Source organism: Lachnoclostridium sp. An76 (assembly GCF_002161355.1).
Lineage (GTDB): Bacteria > Bacillota > Clostridia > Lachnospirales > Lachnospiraceae > Mediterraneibacter > Mediterraneibacter caccavium.
This window is the reverse complement of sequence record NZ_NFHL01000001.1, coordinates 277,576-298,444: the sequence shown is the minus strand read 5'-3', so window position 1 is coordinate 298,444 and position 20,869 is coordinate 277,576. Positions and strand designations below refer to the sequence as shown.

Below are 20,869 nucleotides of genomic sequence, written 5' to 3'. Positions count from 1 at the left end.
ATATAACATGAAATTCAAATGTAGATCATGTGTCCCAGCAGATTCGGACACGGACGCTCCGCTGAAACATACTCACTTATTTTATGCTAACAGGAAAGGGTTGTCAATACATATTTTAAGAAATATTGAGAAAACTGCTATTATCAGTAACATTCGTATACCATACATGAAAGCGAGGATGAGAGATGCTGCGCAATTACAGTGTGAGGACGGATCTGGCCCTGGAGGAAAAAGAGAGGTTCGAGTCAGATCATGTGGAGATCCCCGGGGTCATATTAAAAGAAGAATATGACGAGGAGAGGGAAATGAGGCTTACCCGTGTGGAGATAGAGACAGAGAACGGCGCAAAAGCAATGGGGAAACCGACAGGGACATACCTGACGCTGGAGACGCCGGATCTTGCTCTCCCGGACGATGAGACGCATATGGAGATCGCGTCCGAGCTGTGCGGACTGATCCGGGAGCTGATCGATAAAAATATCCGTGAGGAAAGAAAAGGGGAAGACGACCTTTCTGTCCTTGTGGTGGGGCTTGGGAACCGGGAGGTGACCCCGGACGCCCTGGGGCCTTATGTGGCGGACCATCTCGCCGTGAACCGCCATGTCGTGAAAGAATACGGGAAATATGCCATGGGCATGGAACACGCAAATATGATCAGCGCTATTGTACCCGGGGTGATGGGACAGACCGGTATGGAGAGTTCGGAGATCGTCAGGGGCATTGTTAATGAAACCCACCCGGATATCGTCATCGCGGTGGATGCCCTTGCGGCCCGCAGCAGCAGGAGACTGAACCGGACGGTACAGATCGCGGACACAGGGATCCATCCGGGCTCAGGCGTGGGGAACCACAGGATCGGCATGACGGAAGAGTCACTGGGCGTCCCGGTGATCGGCATCGGCGTCCCGACAGTTGTGGACGCGGCGACGATCGTAAACGACACGATGGAAAATTTCATCCAGGCGCTGGAATCTTCGGAATCACTGAAGGGAGTGGGGCGAGAGCTCCGCGCCTGCAATGCGGGAGAAAAGCAGGAATTCGTAAGGGAGCTGATCTCTCCCCATCTGAACGGGATGTTCATGACTCCAAAGGACGTGGACGAGCTGATCCACCATATCAGCCACACTCTTTCCGAAGCGATCAATATGCTTTTCACATAAGCGTCATAAGTCATAACAGGAAGAGCCCGGGCATAAAATTGCAGAAGTAAAGACAGGAAAGGGATGCCTTTTAGATATGGAAGATATATGGACAAAGAGACCCGGGCAGACAAAGGCAGCCGCGCCCATCCTGCTCCTGGCCGCGTGCGCGCTGTGGATCGCTGCGGGAGGGAGCAGGGGAAGCTGGCGGTATGATTTCCAGAATCAGATCCTGGCGGGCGCCGAAGAGATGTACATGCCGGGGCTTGCCTTCCTGAACCGGGCCCAGGACAAGGGCGCCCGGGAGTGGGTCAGAGAAAAAGCCCTCGCCTGGCTCCCTCTTGTGAGTTATGCGGAGGATCATGCTGTGAGCAGCCCTGCGATCGAGGATGAGGAAACACTGGCAAAGATACTGGACGCGCAGGCAAATGACGAAAACGCAGTGGATGAAAACGGAAATCTTGTCGGAGAGCCGGAGCCGGCGGAAGCCGCTGCCCAGCCGGCTGCGCCGACCGTTGACATGTCCATCGAGAAGCTGAGGGATTTCGACTATCTTCTCAGCAATTTCTATACAGTGGACAGTTCTACCATGATCGGTCCTGAGCAGTTAAACGCGGATGACTTATTGAGCAGGAGCATGAAGATCGACAATACCACAGGCGGACCGAAGGTGATCATCTTCCATACACATTCCCAGGAAGAATTCGTGGATTCCACACCAGGGGACCCTGCGACCAGTATCGTGGGCATGGGGGATTATCTGACAGAACTCTTAAATGAAAAGGGGATTGAGACGATCCACGACACCGGGGTGTATGACATCATCAACGGACAGCTGGACAGGAGCAATGCGTATGAAAACGCCGAGGCTTCCGTGCGCCCGCTCATAGAGGCAAATCCTACTCTGGAGGTGGCGATCGACCTGCACAGGGACGGCGTGGCGGAAGGGACGCATCTGGTGACGGAGATCAATGGGAAACCCACGGCGAAGATCATGTATTTCAACGGTCTGAGCCGGACCCGCACCAACGGGGACATTGATTATCTGTATAACCCATACATACAGGATAACCTGGCTTTTTCCCTGCAGATGCAGCTCGCTTCGGAAAGTCTGTATCCGGGATTTGTCCGGCATATCTATCTGAGGGCATACCGGTACAATCTGCATCTGCTGCCCAAGTCCCTTCTCGTGGAAGCAGGGGCGCAGACGAATACAGTGGCAGAGATGCGCAACGCCATGGAGGTGCTGGCAGATACCCTGGCGCATGTGATCCTGGAGTGACACAGTCCGGCTGTGAGGCCGGGCTGTCTCTATCTGTCACTACATCTGGTGGGGAGACGATATTTTTTGTTTGCAAATCACAAGGACTGGTGGTATAGTATCAAATGGCATGTCCTGCGCTTATGCAGGGCATTTGAGAGAAACGATATTCCGCCGGCAGCGGAAATAAAGAAGGAGAATGTAAATGGCAGGCAACAATACATACGATGCAGGCAGTATCGCGGTGCTGGAAGGACTGGAGGCAGTCAGGAAGCGTCCCGGCATGTATATTGGAAGTGTATCGACCAAAGGATTAAACCACCTGATCTACGAGATCGTGGACAACTCTGTGGACGAGCATCTGGCGGGATACTGTTCGGAGATCCATGTGACACTGGAAAAGGACGGTTCCGCCACAGTCACGGACAACGGGCGCGGCATCCCGGTGGATATGCACCAGAAAGGAGTGTCCGCGGCGAGGCTCGTGTTCACCACGCTGCATGCGGGAGGTAAATTTGACGATTCCGCGTACAAGACAAGCGGCGGTCTGCACGGCGTGGGTTCCTCTGTCGTGAATGCACTTTCTACCTATATGGATGTGAAGATCAGCAGGGACGGATATATCCACCATGACAGATATGAACGGGGCGTCCCGGTGATCGAACTGGAGGACGGCCTGCTGCCGAAGATCGGGAAGTCGAGAAAAACAGGGACTACGATCAATTTCCTGCCGGACGACACGATCTTTGAGAAGACGAAGTTCCGGGCCGAAGAGGTGAAAAGCCGTCTCCATGAAACCGCATACTTAAATCCCGAGCTGACGATCATTTTCGACGATAAGCGGCTGGATGAGCCGGAGCATGTGGTCTATCACGAGCCGGAGGGGATCATCGGATTTATCCGCGACCTGAACAAGAAAAAAGAGGCACTGCATGAACCTGTTTATTTCAAAGGAGAGTCCGACGGCATCGAGGTGGAGGCGGCACTGCAGTATGTCAATGAATTCCACGAGAATGTGCTGGGCTTCTGCAATAATATCTATAATGCAGAGGGAGGCACCCATCTGACCGGATTCAAGACGACATTCACCACGGTCATGAACCAGTACGCAAGGGAGCTGGGCATATTAAAGGAGAAGGATGCAAACTTCACCGGAGCGGACATCCGCAACGGCATGACTGCCATCGTGTCCATCAAGCATCCGGATCCCAGGTTCGAGGGACAGACAAAAACAAAGCTGGACAACCCTGACGCGGCAAAAGCCGTGGGAAAGGTGACCGGCGAGGAAATCGTGCGCTATTTTGACCGGAATCTCGACACGCTGAAAACGGTGCTCTCCAGCGCGGAAAAGGCGGCAAAGATCCGGAAGACTGAGGAAAAGGCAAAGACCAACCTGCTCACCAAACAGAAATACTCCTTTGACAGCAACGGAAAACTGGCAAACTGCGAGAGCCGCGATCCGAAAAAATGCGAGATCTTCATCGTGGAGGGAGATTCCGCCGGCGGCTCGGCAAAGACGGCGAGAGACCGTAATTTCCAGGCGATCCTCCCCATCCGCGGAAAGATCCTGAACGTGGAGAAGGCAAGCATTGACAAGATCCTTGCCAATGCGGAGATCAAGACCATGATCAATGCGTTCGGGTGCGGGTTCTCGGAAGGCTATGGAAATGACTTTGACATCAGCAAATTAAGGTACGACAAGATCATCATCATGGCGGATGCGGACGTGGACGGAGCCCATATCTCCACCCTGCTCCTCACCCTGTTCTACCGTTTCATGCCGGAGCTGATCTACGAAGGGCATGTGTATATCGCCATGCCGCCCCTCTACAAGGCGATGCCGAAGAGCGGGGAGGAAGAATACCTCTACGATGACAAAGCTCTGGAAAAATACCGGAAGACCCACAAAGGGCCGTTCACCCTCCAGAGATACAAAGGTCTCGGCGAGATGGACGCGGAACAGCTCTGGGAGACCACGCTCGACCCGGAAAGGCGGCTTCTCAAGCTGGTAGAGATCGAGGACGCAAGGATGGCTTCCAGTGTGACAGAGATGCTCATGGGCACGGAAGTGCCGCCCAGGCGTGCATTTATCTATGAGAATGCGACAGAGGCAGAGCTGGACATCTGATCCGTGCCGCCGGACACAGTCCCGGCTGTAAGTCAGGATCCCACAGTGATGAAGGAGAATAAGGAATGAACAGTGAATCACAGATCATAAGGACCGAGTACTCAGACCTTATGAAAAAATCATATATCGATTACGCCATGAGCGTGATCATCGCCCGCGCCCTGCCGGATGTAAGGGACGGGCTCAAGCCTGTCCAGCGGCGCACTCTCTACGACATGTACGAGCTGGGCATCCGCTATGACAAACCATACCGCAAATGCGCCCGCATCGTGGGAGACACCATGGGTAAATACCATCCCCACGGGGACAGCTCCATCTATGAGGCGCTGGTGGTCATGGCGCAGGATTTCAAGAAGGGACAGACCCTTGTGGACGGCCACGGCAACTTCGGCTCCATCGAAGGAGACGGGGCGGCGGCCATGCGTTACACCGAGGCAAGGCTGACAAAATTTACCCAGGAAGTGTGTCTTGCGGATCTGGACAAAGACGTCATAGACTTCGGACCAAACTTTGACGAGACGGAGAAAGAGCCCCTTGTCCTGCCCATGCGTGTGCCGAACCTGCTCGTAAACGGCGCGGAAGGGATCGCGGTCGGTATGGCGACAAGCATCCCCACCCACAACCTGGGCGAGGTCATCGACGCGGTCAAGGCGTACATGAAAAACGACGAGATCAGTACAAGACAGCTCATGAAGTACATCAAAGGCCCGGATTTCCCCACCGGGGGCATCGTGGTAAATAAGGATGACCTTCTGGATATCTACGAGACCGGCCAGGGCAAGATCAAGATCCGGGGCAAGGTCGAGGTGGAAGAATTAAAAGGCGGGAAAAAGCAGCTCGTCATCAGCGAGATCCCGTACACCATGATCGGGACCGGCATCGGCAAGTTCTTAAACGACGTGGCGAATCTGGTGGAGACAAAGAAGACCACGGATATCGTAGACATCTCCAACCAGTCCTCAAAAGAGGGGATCCGCATTGTCCTCGAGTTAAAGCGAGGGGCGGACGCGGAGAACTTAAAGAACATGCTCTACAAGAAGACCCGTCTGGAAGATACCTTCGGCGTCAATATGCTGGCTGTGGCGGACGGACGCCCGGAGACACTGGGGCTGAAGAAGATCATTGAGCACCACGTGGACTTCCAGTTCGAGCTGGCGACCCGCAAATATAAGACGCTCCTTGCGAAAGAACAGGAGAAGAGCGAGGTCCAGGAAGGACTGATCAAAGCCTGCGATGTGATCGATCTGATCATCGAGATCCTGAGGGGAAGCAAGTCTGTCAAGGACGCACGCGCCTGCCTTGTAAACGGCGTGACGGACAATATTACGTTCAAGTCCAGGATCTCAAAGAAGATGGCAGCCCTGCTGAGGTTTACCGAGCGCCAGGCGACCGCCATCCTGGAGATGCGCCTGTACCGCCTGATCGGGCTGGAGATCCAGGCGCTCATCGCGGAGCATGAGCAGACTCTCAAAAATATCGCGAGGTATGAGGATATCCTGAACAATTACGACTCCATGGCAGGCGTGATCATGGAAGAGCTGGATGCCTTCAAGAAGGAGTACGCGCGGAAGAGGCGCACAGTCGTCGAGAACGCGGAAGAGGCTGTCTTCGAGGAGAAGAAGATCGAAGAGCAGGAAGTGGTATTTCTCATGGACCGCTTCGGGTATGCAAAGACTGTGGACCTGTCTGTGTACGAGAGAAATAAGGAAGCAGCGGACAGTGAGAACAAATACATCGTCCACTGTATGAATACCGGGAAGCTCTGCATCTTTACGGACACCGGGAAGATGCATCAGGTCAAGGTGCTGGACGTGCCCTACGGCAGGTTCCGCGACAAGGGGACGCCGATCGACAATGTGAGCAATTACTCTACCAGCGAGGAGCAGATCGTCATGGTCTGCGATGCGGAGCAGATGCGTTTCGCGAACCTTCTCTTCGCCACCGCTCAGGGAATGATCAAGAAGGTTGAGGGAACAGAGTTCCAGGTGTCAAAACGGACCATCGCGGCGACAAAGCTCCAGGAAGAGGACTCTCTGATCGCTGTGAAAGTGGTCAATGACAGCCAGAACATCGTGCTCCAGACAAAGAACGGATATTTCCTGCGGTTCCCGGCTGAGGAAGTGCCGGTCAAGAAGAAGGCGGCGGTAGGCGTGCGCGGCATCCGCCTCCAGAAGAAGGATGAACTGGAGAACGTCTATCTCTTTGAGGAAGGCACAGAGACGAAGATCCTCTATGGGGAGAAAGAAGTCACGCTGAACCGGCTGAAAGCGGCGAAACGGGACGGAGCCGGGACGAAGTACCGGGGGTAGAATACTAAAAAATATATATGGGATCAGGAAAGGCATGTCTGGAAACAGAGATGCCTTTTTGGAATCATAAATACGATAAGTATTAGAAGATTGATTTGGACAAAATGTATAATTAATGTATCGAATAACGATTTATTATTGACATAATAGCTAATTTATTATATGCTTAATCTAGTATTTGTGGTGTTTCGGACTCAGGACTTAAAAGTTAGGGGGAAGAGACTATGAAGAAAAAAACCTTGTTGAAGCTGAGCGGGAAAGCAAGAGTAACGTGCCTGGCATTGTTGGGAGTGTTCTTTGTGGGAGGAGCTGCACAGACAGTATTTGCAGTTGGCAATATAACAGATTCATTTTATGTATATGAATCGACTGGAAATACGTGGTATCAGACTGAGCCCAGAGCCAAAAGGGATTATACCTCGTGCTATGTGTATCACAAAGGAAATATCCCGGCGTATTTTTCTGTATATAGTGATAATGCGAATTTTACATATGGTGCACGTGAATATTATGTCGGTGTCGGAGAAGTGAGATATATTCCCAATCTGGTAAAAGAAAGTGGAAAGGCAGAGTGCTTTTTGTTGATACATCCAGCAGAAAATGTTCCGGCTACAATTTACGGCTATTGGAGCCCTGACAGTGTTTAAAATATTAGTACAATAATCTATATTATGTGATTTATAATTGGCTGCTCCGTTGCCCCGGGGCAGCCAATTAGCAAAAGGAAGTTAGAATGAGAAAAACAGCAGTTACAATTATAGTGTTATTTGCAACGTGTGTTATCGCTTTGATCTGTATCCTCTATTTCAGAGGAAACGGACAGGACAAAGACGCCCCGACTTTTGAGGAAGTGACGGATACCGACGGTATAAATACTGGCATTCCAATCCAGGACGGGGAGCCGGATGAGGCTTCCGAGGATCTTGCAGAACATTTGACGGAGTACCTGGATCATGAGGTGGATGCAAGATATGTCGTGTCAACGGGGGATACGATCCGCAATCTCCCATTTGCCTACACTGTGGACTCCTGGCAATTGACGAAACAAAATCCGGGGGACTATCAGTTGAACGAGTATCCTGAGGTAGAGTATGACGAGAATAAGAATATACTGAACGACTATTCTTATGTCGTGGCGGATATCACAGTGGAGAATCTTCAGGACAGAGAAGTGACGCAGCATATATGGGGGTTCATCAGACTGCAGATGCGGGGCGCGGAGAAGTCATGCACCGGCGAAGTGAGCGATATTGTCAATTTGGAGACCAATGAGCTGAAACCAATAACAAAGAATACATATAAGGAGACTTTTGCGGCTAATGAGATAAGAAAAGAACGGCTGATATATGTTGTGCCGGATGATCTTCTCCCTTATTGTGATGGGTTTTACCTGCGGATCGAACATACGGGCGGATCGGACAGCACGCTCAATAAACTCGATGCGGAAGTGCGTCGCTGGATCATTTTAAATTAAAGTGCAGCGGCTTCAGCCGCTTATACAGGAGAGAATATGAAGGACATTTTAAAAATAGAGTTAAAACGCGCATTTACAAGCAAAGGCATGCTGCTGGCGGTTTTGATCGGCTGCGTATTATCGGCCGCACAGGTGATCGGGGATCAGATCCCTGTTTACCTCAGAAATGAGGCTATGGATTTCGCAAAGTGGCCGATAGTTCAGCCGGCCGTTGTTTCAGAGACCTGGATAGCGGGAAACGGCGGAAATATAGAGGGATTTATCTATTTCCTTCTGGTGCCGGTCTTTGCGATGCTGCCTTTCGGTACATCTTACTTTACGGATGGAGACAGCGGTTTCCTCAAAAATATTTATACCCGCTGCGGCAGAAAAGGCTTTTTGCAGGCAAAGTATTTTTCGGCTTTTATTTCCGGAGGAGCAGCGGTCGCGATCCCGCTTTTCCTGAATCTGCTTTGCTGTATGACGCTGGTTCCGGATCTTCAGCCGTCAACAATCTACACCCGGAGCATGATTACGCCGGCCCATCTGTTCAGCAGTATATTTTTTACACATCCTTTGCTTTATATTTTGATCTTTCTGTTGATCGATTTTGTGATCGGCGGGATCTTTGCCTGTCTGACACTGGCAGTCAGTTTCCTGTCGGACTATAAGATCGTGATCGCAGTGATCCCGTTTTTCATCCAGTTGATCATTCATGTGGGATGCAGCCTTCTTGGGGTATGGGATTACTCCATTGTATATATGGGACGAGCCGGCTGCGGGATCATTAATCCATGGGTTTTCCTGATCTATCTGGCAGTCGGGCTGCTGGCTTCCTGGTTTATTTTCACACGCAAAGGAGAACGGGAAGATGTTTTCTGATATAAAATGGCATATCCGGAGCGTCCTTGACGGAATGCGAAAGGAGCAGCGCCTGTCGGCGCTGGTCTTTGCGTGGACCGTGTTCTGCGCTTACTGGAGCTGCCATGGGCAATATGAATCTTATCTGCAGCTTTATCATGTGAGACTTTGTGCGGCAGATGAATTGATCATGTTCCAGGGACACTGGAACTTTGGTATTATGCTGCTGCCGGTCTTTACTTTTTTTGTCATGAAATCCAGCAGAGAAAGTCTGAACATCCAGCAGCTGCTGCGGTACAGAAGCCGGAAAAAGATGTTCCGCAAGCAGATCCGGGAAGGGATCATATATGCATTTATAATTACAACGGTCATGCTGGCGGTAGAGACGGTGTTTGCCCGGGCAATGACGGAAAGCTTCATTAACTGGGATCAGATCGACAGCCTGTACTATTCGATGACAGGAGGAGTAGAAGAGGTAAGCTTTCCCATGGTCCTGGGGATGATTTTTGTGATGTACCTTGTGAAGTTTGTGCAGATCCTTATATTTATGGAAGCGCTGTTCTGGTGCCCCAAATATATGCCGGCTCTGTGGATCCTGCTCATACTGCTGGCAGCTATATCTTCCTGGAGATTCGATGGGTATTATCAGTTTTTTTCAGTCCAGACAGCGTCATGGGACTCCCCTGTGAAAATGGGAGGAGCTTTTCTCCTGGGGATTCTTGTAATCCTGGCAGAGTATTCTGTGGGAGTGCGTTTTATCAGAAAAATAGATTTATACGGAGAAATGAATACGGGGGAATAGAACTATGTTTTTAGAAATAGAAAATATCAGCAAGCAGATCGGCGCGGAAGAGGTTTTAAAGAATATCACGATTTCCATGGACCGGGGAAGGGTCTACGGGCTCCAGGGAAAGAACGGGTGCGGTAAATCTATGCTTATGAGAGTGATATGCGGGCTTGTGCTTCCTACCTCGGGGAAAGTCGTGATCAATGGAGAAGAATTGGGGAAAGAGATCTCATTTCCGAAAAGCATTGGCGTCCTGATCGAAAAGCCCGGGTTCCTGAACTCGTATACTGGTTTTCAAAATCTGGAGGTGCTGGCATCTATTAAGAAGGTCATCGGCCGGGAAGAAATCATCAATGCGGTCAAAAGAGTCGGTCTGGAAGATGTGATGGACAAAAAGTACAGGACCTATTCGCTCGGAATGAAACAGAAGCTTGGTATCGCGGCAGCGGTTATGGAGAAGCCGGACATTGTCATATTGGACGAGCCGGCAAATGCGCTGGACGAAAAGAGCGAGAAACGGTTGTGGGAGATCATAAAAGAAGAAAAGGAGCGGGGGGCATTGGTGATCATCTCCTGCCATACATCTGAACTGCTGGAAGAAGCGGCTGATGAGATTTACAGGATGGATCTGGGAGAGATCAAAGAGCATATTGCAGGATAGGAGACGCATATGAAAAAGAGAGTGACAGCAGTCGTACTGGTTGTAATACTGGCTGCTATTTTTACAGCAGGGTATCTCCGGATCAACCGGAAATATCCGGCGCCGTCCATAGAGCGGACGAAGGCCGGGCAGGAAGTGGAGATCCGGGACGGAGTCTTTCTTACCGTGACGGGATGGGAGATACTATCAGAAGAAGAACGGGAAGCGCTCTATGAGAAGCGAGGGGAAGAGCCCTTCCTGGATGCGGAACTCAGAGAAGTTTCTGTTACTCTGGAAAATAGGACAGATGAGTCGATACAGTGTGACCTGACAGCACTGAACCTGGAGACATTCGGGTATTCTGCGTCGATCAACAGTCTTCTCGGGAGCACGGACATGGAGAAATATGGTTCTGCGGTACCGCAGCTTGAACCGGGGCAGAAGATAGAGACTTCATATCTTTTTGAGATTTTGAAATATCAGTTTACAGACCGGCAGTGGAAAGAGATCGACAGCCGGGAATTTTGGCTGACATTTTCGTCATATCCGGTAAAGTCGATTTTGGAATTATAGAAAACAGGGGGATAATGTGAGGAAGATTAAAAAGGCTATGTCGGTGCCGCATATTTGGATGTATCTGGTTCCGTTGTGCATTGTACTGATCTCGTGCCGTTTTTTTCAGATAAATATCCAGGCGCTGGAGCAGATGCGCGGAGAAGAGATCGGGCTGTCCGTGGCGGATTATGTGGTTGAGTTTTATAAAGGAGAACTGCCGTATGAGAGGTCTGCGCAGCAGCCATTTAATATTCCGGCATTGTGGTCCCTGTATTTCATCTATTTTTTCGCGGTCACGGGTAAGAGGATCAGCAGCAGCTTCTCTAAGTACCAGCAGCAGATCCTGCTGCGGAAAAAGACAAGGGGACATTGGTGGATGTCATGCATGGGCGGTATTTTTCTGGAATCAGCCGTATTTCTTGCGGTTTCTTTTCTGGGCTTCCTTATATTCGGCATTTTTTCAGGCGCTGAGATAAACGGGAACAATACAGAACTCCAATGGGAATACAATGGATTGATGCTGAAGGAGATAAACACAGCGGGGCTTGTCATGGGACTGGCGGTTCTGTCTCTTGTCGTCATGAATACCATTGCATCTGTTCAGTGTGTGCTGTCCGTCATGATCAATGCTGTGGCAGGATTTATTGTGCCAGTGGCGGTACTGGCGGGTTCCGCGTTTTTTCGATTGCCGCTATTGATTTTTAATTACCTGATGCTGCTCCGCTATGAACGCTTTGCCGGGAGCGGCGTGAATGCAGCGCAGTGTCTGGCGGTATGTATACCGCTGACAGCTGTCATGCTTTATACCGGGGGCAGGATCATTAAGAAGAAAGATTTTTTCTGATTTGGGCAAATTTAGGTAAATTCGGCTAAATGTCTTGCACTATGGGAAAATAAGTGTTATACTGACAGACAGTTACATAAAGATTCCGGCAGAAGAGTGGACGAAAGTTCACTCTTCTTTGTTGGTGTGGGAAACTCCGAGAGGGGTGTGCCATTATGCCGTTGAAAGCATGGCAGTAAACAGGGAAAGGAAGTATAGTGTGTCGAAGAGAGAAGAGTACGAACAGAAAACAGAAGAACTGTTAGAGCCGATCGTCTCAGCTCTGGGCTTTGAGCTGGTGGATGTGGAGTATGTCAAGGAGGGCGGGACCTGGTACCTGCGCGCGTATATCGACAAGCCCGGCGGCATCACAGTGGATGACTGCGAGGCGGTCAGCAGGCAGTTCTCAGATATTTTGGATGAGAAGGATTACATCCCGGATTCCTATGTGTTTGAAGTGAGTTCCCCGGGACTCGGGAGACCGCTTAAGAAGGAAAAGGATTTTAAGAGGAGCCTGGGCGAAGAGGTGGAGATCCGCACATACCGGGTGATCGACCGGCAGAAGGAATTCACCGGCATATTGAAGGCATATGATGAAAATACTGTTACCATCGCATATGAAGATGATACGGAACAGACATTTGAGAGGGCGGACATCGGCCTGATCCGTCTGGCTTTGGATTTTTAATATTAGGAGGAAGGAAAAAATGAACACAGAGTTAATGGAAGCATTGACGATCCTTGAGAAAGAGAAGAACATCAGCAGAGATGTGATGATGGATGCCATCGAGAATTCACTGATCAGCGCCTGCAAGAACCATTTCGGCACAGCGGAGAATATCAAGGTCATCATGGACAGGGAGACATGCGATTACGCAGTGTACGCGGAGAAGAAAGTCGTTGAGGAAGTGACAGAGCCTGCGCTGGAGATCAGTCTTGAAGATGCGGAGAAGATCGATTCCGCGCTCCAGATCGGAGATGTGGCTCAGATCCCGGTACAGTCCAAAGAATTCGGGCGCATCGCCACACAGAATGCGAAGAACCTGATCCTCCAGAAGATCCGCGAGGAAGAGAGAAAAGTCGTATTTGACCAGTATTTTGAGAAAGAGAAGGATATCGTCACCGGTATCGTCCAGCGCTATGTAGGGAAAAATATCAGCATCAACCTTGGAAGGGCTGACGCAATGCTCACGGAGAATGAGCAGGTAAAAGGCGAGGTGTTTAAGCCCACAGAACGCATCAAACTGTACGTGGTGGAAGTCAAGAACACGCCGAAGGGACCGAAGATCCTCGTATCCCGCACGCACCCGGAGCTGGTGAAGCGTCTGTTCGAGGCGGAGGTCGCTGAGGTGAGGGAAGGCATCGTGGAGATCAAGAGCATTGCCCGCGAGGCCGGGTCCCGTACAAAGATGGCAGTGTGGTCCAATGACCCGAACGTAGATCCGGTCGGCGCCTGCGTCGGCATGAACGGTTCCAGGGTCAATGCGGTAGTCCAGGAGCTGCGCGGGGAAAAGATCGATATCATCAACTGGGATGAGAACCCGGCGCTTCTGATCGAAAACGCGCTGAGCCCGGCGAAGGTCATTTCCGTAATGGCTGACCCGGAGGAAAAAGTGGCGAGCGTGATCGTGCCGGATTACCAGCTTTCCCTTGCGATCGGAAAAGAAGGGCAGAACGCAAGACTGGCGGCGCGCCTTACCGGATATAAGATCGATATCAAGAGCGAGACTCAGGCGATCGAGGCGGGAGACCTTCCGGAGAATTACATGGAGCAGATGGGACTCATGGGTGAGGAAGGCTACACCGGCGACTACGAGGACGAGTACGCTGGTGACGGCGCATACGACGGCTATGATGAAGATTACGATGATTATGATGACAGCGGATATGACGGGGACTACGAGGGGGCGGACGGACAGGATGATCCGGACGGGATCGAGTTCGTCGAGACAGAGAACTAAGCAAGAGTCTGAAGGAGTGGAATCATTTGGCAGTAAAGAAAAAGATCCCGATGAGAAAATGTGTGGGCTGCGGTGAGATGAAGCCGAAGAAAGAGCTGATGCGGATCCTGCGCACAGAGGAAGGCAGCTTTGTCGTAGACGCAGAAGGGAAGAAAAACGGGCGCGGCGCGTATCTGTGCAGGTCCGTGGAATGTTTCCGGAAGGCGGCAAAGAGCAAAGGGCTGGAGCGCTCCTTTAAACAGGAGATCCCCCAGGAGGTATATGAGAGACTGGAAAAGGAGATGGGCGAGATTGGCGAATAGAGATAAGGTCCTGTCCCTGATCGGACTCTCGATGAAGGCTGGGAGATGCACGAGCGGCGAGATGATGACAGAGAATGAGACAAAGGCAGGAAAAGCAAAGCTCGTGATCGTGGCGTCTGACGCATCGGAGAACACAAAAAAGAAATTTCGGGATATGTGTAAATTTTACAGAGTTCCAATTTGTTTTTACGGAGATAAAGATACCTTAGGGCATGCAATGGGAAAAGAATTCCGTGCATCTCTGGCGATATTGGACGAAGGATTTGCAGACGGGATTCTAAAAGAGCTTAAAAACCGAGAGGATATTGCATATAGGAGGTAGTTGAAATATGACAAAAATGAGGGTACATGAGCTTGCGAAAGAGCTCGGGATAGATAATAAGGAACTCATTGAGATCCTGCAGAAGAAAAATGTAGAGGTGAAAAATCATATGAGTTCCCTGGAAGACAGCGTGGCGGAAGAAATCCGCAGAGAGCATTCCGGGAATAAAGCGGCGAAACAGGAGCTGAAAAAGGAAGAAGAGTCAAAGACAGACAGTGTGAAAGCAGAGTCTGCTGATGCAAAGGAGGCGGCGCCGAAGAAGAAAAATCTGGCCTTTGTCATCCGTCCCCAGAATTCCCGTGACAGCCGCCGTATCCAGGGCAGCCGTCCGGCACAGCAGCATCCTGCGCGTCAGGGACAGCCGGGCAGCCGTCCGGCGCAGGGAGCACGCCCGGGACAGCCGGGGAACCGTCCGGCACAGGGAGTCCGCCCGGGACAGCCAGGAACACGTCCGGCACAGGGAGCGCGTCCCGCGGGCGAGGGACGTCCGGCAGGAGAGCGTCCGGTACGCCCGGAGAGAGCAGTGCAGAGCGGAACACGTCCGGCTGCCGGTGCGCGCCCGGCAGGAGAGGAGCGTCCGGCGGGAGAGAGCAGGCTGTCAGGAGACCGTCCGGTACGTGCGGAGCGTCCGGCTCAGGGCACACGCCCGTCCGGCGAGGGCAGACCGGTCGGAGACCGCCCGGCGCGGACAGACAGACCGCAGGGAGACCGTCCGGCACGCGCAGACAGACCGGCCGGAGACCGTCCTGTCCGTTCGGAACGCGCGGGACAGGGAAGGACTGCGGGAGAAGGCCGTTCGTCAGGAGACCGGACAGCACGCTCCGACAGGCCGGGACGCTCTGACAGGCCCCAGGGAGGCCGCTCTTTCGGCGATGGAAGAGGGCGCTCTGACAGAGGGGACAGAGGTGAAAGAGGCGGCCGGGACCAGAGGCCGAACGGATCCGGACCGCGCGGCGACCGCAGGGATTCCCGCAGGGACGATGTGGGCGCACCGATGGTAGAGCAGCAGAAGAGCCAGAGAAATAAGGCAAAAGATAAAGAGCGCGACAACAGGAAGAAAGAATACAGAGACGAGGCGTTCGACGGCAAAGGCAAGAAGGGCAGAAAGCAGAAACAGGTGGCAGAGGCGAAGAAGCCGCAGCAGAAGCAGGAGGAGAAGAAAGAGGAGAAGATCAAACAGATCGTGATCCCGGAAGTCCTGACGATCAAAGAGCTTGCGGATAAGATGAAGGTCGTGCCGTCTGTGATCGTGAAGAAGCTCTTCATGCAGGGCAAAGTCGTGACAGTGAACCAGGAGATCGACTTTGATACAGCAGAGGAGATCGCAATGGAATTTGAGGTCCTCTGCGAGAAAGAGGAAGTCGTGGATGTGATCGAAGAGCTCTTAAAAGAGGATGAGGAAGACGAAAGCACTATGGTGAAACGTCCTCCGGTCGTCTGTGTCATGGGCCATGTCGACCACGGCAAGACCTCTCTCCTGGATGCGATCCGCCACTCCAACGTAACTGACCGCGAGGCAGGCGGCATCACTCAGCATATCGGCGCTTATGTGGTGGAAGTCAATGGAGAGAAGATCACTTTCCTGGATACGCCGGGACATGAGGCGTTCACCGCAATGCGTATGCGCGGTGCAAACTCCACGGATATCGCGATCCTCGTAGTGGCTGCGGACGACGGCGTGATGCCGCAGACCGTGGAGGCGATCAACCACGCGAAAGCGGCAGGGGTCGAGATCATCGTAGCGATCAACAAGATCGATAAGCCCAGCGCGAATATCGAGCGCGTGAAACAGGAGCTGACAGAGTATGAGCTGATCCCGGAAGACTGGGGCGGAAGCACGATCTTTGTCCCCGTGTCCGCGCACACAAAAGAAGGGATCCCGGAGCTGCTTGAGATGATCCTCCTGACAGCGGAAGTGATGGAGCTTAAGGCTAACCCGAACCGCGCGGCAAGAGGTCTTGTGATCGAGGCAGAGCTGGATAAAGGAAAAGGTTCTGTCGCAACAGTTCTCGTACAGAAGGGAACACTCCACGTAGGAGACGCCATCGCAGCGGGAAGCGCGCACGGACGTGTCCGCGCGATGATGGACGATAAGGGAAGGCGTGTCAAAGAGGCAGGTCCGTCACAGCCGGTGGAGATCCTCGGTCTGAATGACGTGCCGAATGCCGGTGAGGTGTTTGTGGGATGCGATTCAGAGAAGGAAGCGAGAAACTTCGCGGAGACCTTTATCGCACAGAATAAGGTGAAGCTCCTGGATGAGACGAAGTCCAGGATGTCCCTTGACGATCTGTTCAGCCAGATCCAGGAAGGTAACTTAAAAGAGCTCAATATCGTCGTAAAGGCAGATGTGCAGGGCTCTGTAGAGGCGCTCAAGCAGAGCCTCTTAAAGCTGTCCAACGATGAAGTCGTTGTAAAGGTGATCCACGGAGGCGTAGGCGCGATCAACGAATCCGACGTGATCCTGGCGTCTGCTTCCAATGCCATCATCATCGGCTTCAATGTCCGCCCGGATGCGACTGCTAAAGACATCGCGGACAGAGAGGGCGTGGACCTGAGGCTTTACAGAGTCATCTACAATGCCATCGAGGATGTGGAGGCAGCCATGAAGGGCATGCTCGATCCGGTCTTTGAGGAGAAGGTACTGGGACACGCGGAAGTGCGCCAGACATTCAAGGCGTCAGGCGTGGGAACGATCGCAGGTGCATATGTCAAAGACGGTATCTTCGAGAGAAACTGTTCTGTCCGCCTGATCCGCGACGGTATCGTCGTATTCGACGGACCGCTGGCATCCCTGAAGAGATTCAAGGACGATGTGAAGGAAGTAAGAGCCGGATATGAGTGCGGCTTTGTATTTGAGAATTATAATGACATCAAAGAAGGCGACGAGGTCGAGGCTTACAAGATGGTCGAGACTGAGAGAAAGTAAGCCTGTTTCAGAGAGAAGGAGCAGCAATGAGAAAAAACAGTATCAAAAACACACGAGTAAATGCTGAGGTCCAGAGAGAGCTGAGCAATATCCTGCGCGGAGGGATCAAAGACCCCAGGGTGGCGCCGATGACGTCCGTGGTTGCTGTCGAAGTGGCTCCGGATTTAAAGACATGTAAGGCATATATCAGTGTCCTGGGAGATGAGAAGGCACAGCAGGATACATTGAAAGGGCTCCAAAGCGCGGAGGGGTATATCCGCCGCGAGCTGGCGCGCACGGTCAATATGCGCAACACCCCGGAGATCCGGTTTATCCTGGACCAGTCCATTGAATATGGAGTGAATATCAGCAGAAAGATCGATGAAGTGACAGGGAATTCAGAGAATGGAGCTGAAGATTAATATGACGATTGTATTAAAAGATATCTTAAAAGACAAGCGCAGCGTCGCACTGGGCGGGCATGTCCGCCCGGACGGCGACTGTGTCGGATCCTGTATGGGACTGTACCTTTACCTGAAAGAACAGTTCCCGCACATCCATACGGATGTCTATCTGGAAGATGTGCCGGAGGCATACCGCATGATCAGCGGGACGGATGAAGTAAAGACACAGATCCCTGACGGGGCGGAGCCGTATGATCTTTTTATCTGCCTGGACTGCGGGGACACAAAGCGCCTGGGCTTTTCGGAGCCTTTATTTGAGGCTGCGGCAGAGACATTGTGCATTGACCATCATATCAGCAATGAGGCGTTTGCAGACCACAATTATATTGTCCCTGACGCCAGTTCCACATCAGAGCTGGTCTTTCGGCTGACTGAGAAAGAAAAGATCAGCAAAGCAGTGGCGGAAGCACTCTACATGGGAATCGTGCACGATACCGGTGTGTTCCAGTATTCCTGCACCTCCCCGGAGACCATGGAGATTGCGGCGGAGCTGATGCGCAAAGGCATCAACGGCAGTGAGATCATTGAGAAGACATACTATGAGAAAACGTACATCCAGAATCAGATCCTGGGGCGCGCTCTTCTGGAGAGCATGCTTATCATGGATAAGCGCTGTATCGTCTCTGTGATCCGACAGCGTTCCATGCGGTTCTTCCATGCGCAGCCGTCTGACCTGGAGGGGATCGTAAGCCAGCTCCGCCAGACAAAGGGCGTGGAAGCAGCAATCTTTCTCCATGAGATCGAGCCGCAGAAGTTCAAGGTCAGCCTGCGCTCAAAGGGCGCGGTGGATGTCAGCGTGATCGCGAAGCATTTTGGCGGCGGCGGGCATGTGCGCGCGGCAGGAGTGACGATGAGCGGATCCAGCCACGATGTGATCAACAATATCACAGCCAGGATCGCGCTGCAGCTCGACCACAGCGGCGCCGTATCACCGCAGGAATAGAGAAGTGACAGGATGAGAAGAAATGATCAACGGTATTCTGAATATTTATAAAGAAAAAGGATGGACTTCCCACGATGTTGTCGCCCGTCTGAGGGGCATCGTGGGACAGAAGAAGATCGGACATACAGGCACCCTCGATCCCGATGCGGAGGGGGTGCTTCCTGTCTGTCTGGGCAGGGCGACAAAGGTCTGCGACCTGCTCACGGATAAGGACAAGACTTACGAGACGGTCCTGCTCCTCGGGAAAACGACAGACACACAGGACATCACGGGCACTGTCCTGGCCGAACAGCAGACAGCGGGCATCACAAAAGAGGATGTGCTGGCCTGTATCCGGAGTTTTGTCGGGGAATACGACCAGATCCCGCCCATGTATTCCGCACTGAAAGTGGGCGGAAAGAAGCTTTATGAACTGGCAAGGGAAGGAAAGACCGTGGAGCGCAAAAGCCGGAAAGTCCTCATCCATGATATCCGGGTGGAAGAACTCTGTCTCCCGAGAGTGCGCATGGAAGTGGACTGTTCCAAAGGGACTTATATCCGCACGCTCTGCCATGATATCGGAGAGAAACTGGGCGTGGGAGGATGCATGGAGTCGCTTCTCCGCACCCGCGTGGGAAGATTCCGTCTGGAAGAGAGCCTGCGGCTGGCAGATGTGGAGGATCATGTGAAGGATGGGGATCTGTCACAGATCCTTCTTCCCCTGGACAGCGTATTTTCTGAACTGAGACAGGTGATATTAAAGGATGGGGCGGCTTCTCTCGGATATAACGGAAATCCTTTCTGCCTGAAGCATGTCATACGGCAGCCGGGCAAAGCGGAACCTGCCGGAGCCCCGGAACAGAAAAGCTGCGCCGCGGGACCCGCAGACGGGGAAAGATTCCGCGTATATGACAGCAGGGATCGGTTCATTGGCATCTATCGGTACGAGGGAAAACGGGGGCAGTTCCGGCTGGAAAAGATGTTCCTTGATCCCGATGGACTGAGCGCAGGTAAAACAGAGAAAAAGGACAGATGAGGCAGACATGAAATATATAACAGGGATCGGATCTTATCACGGAACAAAAAAGACAGCGGTAACTATGGGGAAGTTTGACGGGCTCCACAGGGGCCATCAGAAACTGGTGGATAAAATAAGGAGCTATGCCACCGATGAATGTGACAGTGTGCTCTGCGCTTTTGACATGCACAGGGATGCGATCATGACGAACCGGGAGCGCAGGGAGCATCTGGAGGGGAAGATCGACTGGCTGATCGACTGTCCGTTTACAGAGACTCTCAGGAATATGGAGGCGGAAGACTTTATCCGGGACATCCTGTGCGCAGGACTAAACGCCGCCCATATCGTCGTGGGCAGGGACTTTGTCTTCGGGCATAATAAGCGCGGAAGCGTGGAGATGCTGGAAAGATATGCCCCCCGATACGGCTATACCGTGGATGTAGTGGAAAAAGAGCGGTACGGGGATATGATCATCAGCAGCACCTATATCCGGGACGCCCTCGCACAGGGGGACGTCCGGCTCGCGGAGCAGCTCCTGGGCTATCCCTACGAACTCACCGGGCCTGTCCGCCACGGGAAACAGCTCGGGCGTACGCTGGGGTTCCCGACGATGAATGTGGAGCCGGAAGCGCAGAAGATCCTCCCCAGGTACGGAGTCTACGCCTGCCGGGTGAAGATCGACGGAGAGTGGTATAACGGCGTGGGAAACGCCGGGGTCAAGCCCACGGTCACGGATGAGCGCAGGAGGCTTTTTGAAGTATATGTCTATGGATATGAGGGAGACGCCTACGGCAAAGAAGTGACGGTCCGGTTCTGCGGGTTTGAGCGCCCGGAGGTGAAATTCGGCTCTGTGGAAGAGCTGAGAGAGCAGGTCATGAAGGACATGCAGTACGGCATCGATTTCTTTAAAGATCGAAGCTGAAAAAACTGACATACAGACTGGCATACAGTCAGGTAAAATTTTCTTTACAACCACAGTGTGCTGTGCTATACTAGCTGAGGTTACACAATCAGCCGGC

General features: G+C 52.3%; 20 protein-coding genes. All 20 read left to right on the top strand.

The window, feature by feature from the left end; translation table 11 throughout:
* The first annotated feature begins 185 nt into the window (after nucleotides 1–185).
* The 20 genes from gpr to B5G27_RS01350 all read left to right on the top strand — a co-directional run bounded on the left by gpr (nucleotide 186) and on the right by B5G27_RS01350 (nucleotide 20,772).
* Nucleotides 186–1,160: a GPR endopeptidase gene (gene gpr, locus B5G27_RS01445; RefSeq protein WP_087177202.1), complete on the top strand. Its 975-nt coding sequence runs from the start codon at nucleotides 186–188 to the stop codon at nucleotides 1,158–1,160.
* A gap of 76 nt (nucleotides 1,161–1,236) precedes the next feature.
* Nucleotides 1,237–2,421 (top strand): stage II sporulation protein P, encoded by a 1,185-nt coding sequence (locus tag B5G27_RS01440; protein WP_087177201.1) that lies wholly within the window; start codon nucleotides 1,237–1,239, stop codon nucleotides 2,419–2,421.
* Between the two features lie 184 nt (nucleotides 2,422–2,605).
* Nucleotides 2,606–4,528 carry a DNA gyrase/topoisomerase IV subunit B gene (locus tag B5G27_RS01435; RefSeq protein ID WP_087177200.1) on the top strand — a complete coding sequence of 641 codons (1,923 nt, stop codon included), beginning with the start codon at nucleotides 2,606–2,608 and terminating at the stop codon, nucleotides 4,526–4,528.
* Between the two features lie 65 nt (nucleotides 4,529–4,593).
* Nucleotides 4,594–6,837, top strand: coding sequence for a DNA gyrase/topoisomerase IV subunit A (locus B5G27_RS01430; protein WP_087177199.1), 2,244 nt, complete (start codon nucleotides 4,594–4,596; stop codon nucleotides 6,835–6,837).
* A gap of 224 nt (nucleotides 6,838–7,061) precedes the next feature.
* Nucleotides 7,062–7,484 (top strand): DUF2712 domain-containing protein, encoded by a 423-nt coding sequence (locus tag B5G27_RS01425; RefSeq protein WP_087177198.1) that lies wholly within the window; start codon nucleotides 7,062–7,064, stop codon nucleotides 7,482–7,484.
* An 86-nt stretch (nucleotides 7,485–7,570) separates the two neighbouring features.
* Nucleotides 7,571–8,311: a hypothetical protein gene (locus B5G27_RS01420; protein WP_087177197.1), complete on the top strand. Its 741-nt coding sequence runs from the start codon at nucleotides 7,571–7,573 to the stop codon at nucleotides 8,309–8,311.
* A gap of 36 nt (nucleotides 8,312–8,347) precedes the next feature.
* Nucleotides 8,348–9,172 (top strand): hypothetical protein, encoded by an 825-nt coding sequence (locus tag B5G27_RS01415; RefSeq protein WP_087177196.1) that lies wholly within the window; start codon nucleotides 8,348–8,350, stop codon nucleotides 9,170–9,172.
* Nucleotides 9,162–9,953: a hypothetical protein gene (locus B5G27_RS01410; protein WP_087177195.1), complete on the top strand. Its 792-nt coding sequence runs from the start codon at nucleotides 9,162–9,164 to the stop codon at nucleotides 9,951–9,953. The genes B5G27_RS01415 and B5G27_RS01410 overlap by 11 nt, the downstream gene beginning before the upstream one ends.
* 4 nt (nucleotides 9,954–9,957) lie before the next feature.
* Complete coding sequence (locus tag B5G27_RS01405; RefSeq protein WP_087177194.1) at nucleotides 9,958–10,599, top strand: ABC transporter ATP-binding protein; 642 nt, start codon at nucleotides 9,958–9,960, stop codon at nucleotides 10,597–10,599.
* Between the two features lie 9 nt (nucleotides 10,600–10,608).
* Nucleotides 10,609–11,151 carry a hypothetical protein gene (locus B5G27_RS01400; protein ID WP_087177193.1) on the top strand — a complete coding sequence of 181 codons (543 nt, stop codon included), beginning with the start codon at nucleotides 10,609–10,611 and terminating at the stop codon, nucleotides 11,149–11,151.
* A 16-nt stretch (nucleotides 11,152–11,167) separates the two neighbouring features.
* Entirely contained in the window at nucleotides 11,168–11,977 is an 810-nt protein-coding gene (locus B5G27_RS01395; protein WP_143449627.1) for a hypothetical protein, read from the top strand.
* Between the two features lie 199 nt (nucleotides 11,978–12,176).
* Nucleotides 12,177–12,644, top strand: a complete 468-nt coding sequence (gene rimP / locus B5G27_RS01390; RefSeq protein ID WP_087177191.1) for a ribosome maturation factor RimP — start codon at nucleotides 12,177–12,179, stop codon at nucleotides 12,642–12,644.
* A 19-nt stretch (nucleotides 12,645–12,663) separates the two neighbouring features.
* Nucleotides 12,664–13,917: a transcription termination factor NusA gene (gene nusA, locus B5G27_RS01385; protein WP_087177190.1), complete on the top strand. Its 1,254-nt coding sequence runs from the start codon at nucleotides 12,664–12,666 to the stop codon at nucleotides 13,915–13,917.
* Nucleotides 13,918–13,943: 26 nt separating this feature from the next.
* Nucleotides 13,944–14,219 carry an RNase P modulator RnpM gene (gene rnpM, locus B5G27_RS01380; RefSeq protein ID WP_087177189.1) on the top strand — a complete coding sequence of 92 codons (276 nt, stop codon included), beginning with the start codon at nucleotides 13,944–13,946 and terminating at the stop codon, nucleotides 14,217–14,219.
* A complete protein-coding gene (locus B5G27_RS01375; RefSeq protein WP_087177188.1) occupies nucleotides 14,179–14,541 on the top strand; it encodes a L7Ae/L30e/S12e/Gadd45 family ribosomal protein in 363 nt (120 codons plus the stop codon). The genes rnpM and B5G27_RS01375 overlap by 41 nt, the downstream gene beginning before the upstream one ends.
* A gap of 7 nt (nucleotides 14,542–14,548) precedes the next feature.
* Nucleotides 14,549–17,467 (top strand): translation initiation factor IF-2, encoded by a 2,919-nt coding sequence (infB, locus tag B5G27_RS01370; protein WP_087177187.1) that lies wholly within the window; start codon nucleotides 14,549–14,551, stop codon nucleotides 17,465–17,467.
* A 26-nt stretch (nucleotides 17,468–17,493) separates the two neighbouring features.
* The gene (gene rbfA / locus B5G27_RS01365) at nucleotides 17,494–17,868 is read left to right on the top strand and encodes a 30S ribosome-binding factor RbfA (protein WP_087177186.1); all 375 of its coding nucleotides are present in this window, start codon (nucleotides 17,494–17,496) and stop codon (nucleotides 17,866–17,868) included.
* Between the two features lies 1 nt (nucleotide 17,869).
* Entirely contained in the window at nucleotides 17,870–18,853 is a 984-nt protein-coding gene (locus B5G27_RS01360; RefSeq protein ID WP_087177716.1) for a DHH family phosphoesterase, read from the top strand.
* Between the two features lie 22 nt (nucleotides 18,854–18,875).
* Nucleotides 18,876–19,868, top strand: a complete 993-nt coding sequence (gene truB, locus B5G27_RS01355) for a tRNA pseudouridine(55) synthase TruB (RefSeq protein ID WP_087177185.1) — start codon at nucleotides 18,876–18,878, stop codon at nucleotides 19,866–19,868.
* Between the two features lie 7 nt (nucleotides 19,869–19,875).
* Nucleotides 19,876–20,772: a bifunctional riboflavin kinase/FAD synthetase gene (locus B5G27_RS01350; protein ID WP_087177184.1), complete on the top strand. Its 897-nt coding sequence runs from the start codon at nucleotides 19,876–19,878 to the stop codon at nucleotides 20,770–20,772.
* Nucleotides 20,773–20,869: the final 97 nt, after the last annotated feature.

Coding starts and splice junctions, on each gene's coding strand:
- gpr (WP_087177202.1), top strand. CDS start 186: ATGCTGCGCAATTACAGTGTGAGGACGGATCTGGCCCTGGAGGAAAAA.
- B5G27_RS01440 (WP_087177201.1), top strand. CDS start 1,237: ATGGAAGATATATGGACAAAGAGACCCGGGCAGACAAAGGCAGCCGCG.
- B5G27_RS01435 (WP_087177200.1), top strand. CDS start 2,606: ATGGCAGGCAACAATACATACGATGCAGGCAGTATCGCGGTGCTGGAA.
- B5G27_RS01430 (WP_087177199.1), top strand. CDS start 4,594: ATGAACAGTGAATCACAGATCATAAGGACCGAGTACTCAGACCTTATG.
- B5G27_RS01425 (WP_087177198.1), top strand. CDS start 7,062: ATGAAGAAAAAAACCTTGTTGAAGCTGAGCGGGAAAGCAAGAGTAACG.
- B5G27_RS01420 (WP_087177197.1), top strand. CDS start 7,571: ATGAGAAAAACAGCAGTTACAATTATAGTGTTATTTGCAACGTGTGTT.
- B5G27_RS01415 (WP_087177196.1), top strand. CDS start 8,348: ATGAAGGACATTTTAAAAATAGAGTTAAAACGCGCATTTACAAGCAAA.
- B5G27_RS01410 (WP_087177195.1), top strand. CDS start 9,162: ATGTTTTCTGATATAAAATGGCATATCCGGAGCGTCCTTGACGGAATG.
- B5G27_RS01405 (WP_087177194.1), top strand. CDS start 9,958: ATGTTTTTAGAAATAGAAAATATCAGCAAGCAGATCGGCGCGGAAGAG.
- B5G27_RS01400 (WP_087177193.1), top strand. CDS start 10,609: ATGAAAAAGAGAGTGACAGCAGTCGTACTGGTTGTAATACTGGCTGCT.
- nusA (WP_087177190.1), top strand. CDS start 12,664: ATGAACACAGAGTTAATGGAAGCATTGACGATCCTTGAGAAAGAGAAG.
- B5G27_RS01375 (WP_087177188.1), top strand. CDS start 14,179: ATGAGAGACTGGAAAAGGAGATGGGCGAGATTGGCGAATAGAGATAAG.
- infB (WP_087177187.1), top strand. CDS start 14,549: ATGACAAAAATGAGGGTACATGAGCTTGCGAAAGAGCTCGGGATAGAT.
- rbfA (WP_087177186.1), top strand. CDS start 17,494: ATGAGAAAAAACAGTATCAAAAACACACGAGTAAATGCTGAGGTCCAG.
- B5G27_RS01360 (WP_087177716.1), top strand. CDS start 17,870: ATGACGATTGTATTAAAAGATATCTTAAAAGACAAGCGCAGCGTCGCA.
- truB (WP_087177185.1), top strand. CDS start 18,876: ATGATCAACGGTATTCTGAATATTTATAAAGAAAAAGGATGGACTTCC.
- B5G27_RS01350 (WP_087177184.1), top strand. CDS start 19,876: ATGAAATATATAACAGGGATCGGATCTTATCACGGAACAAAAAAGACA.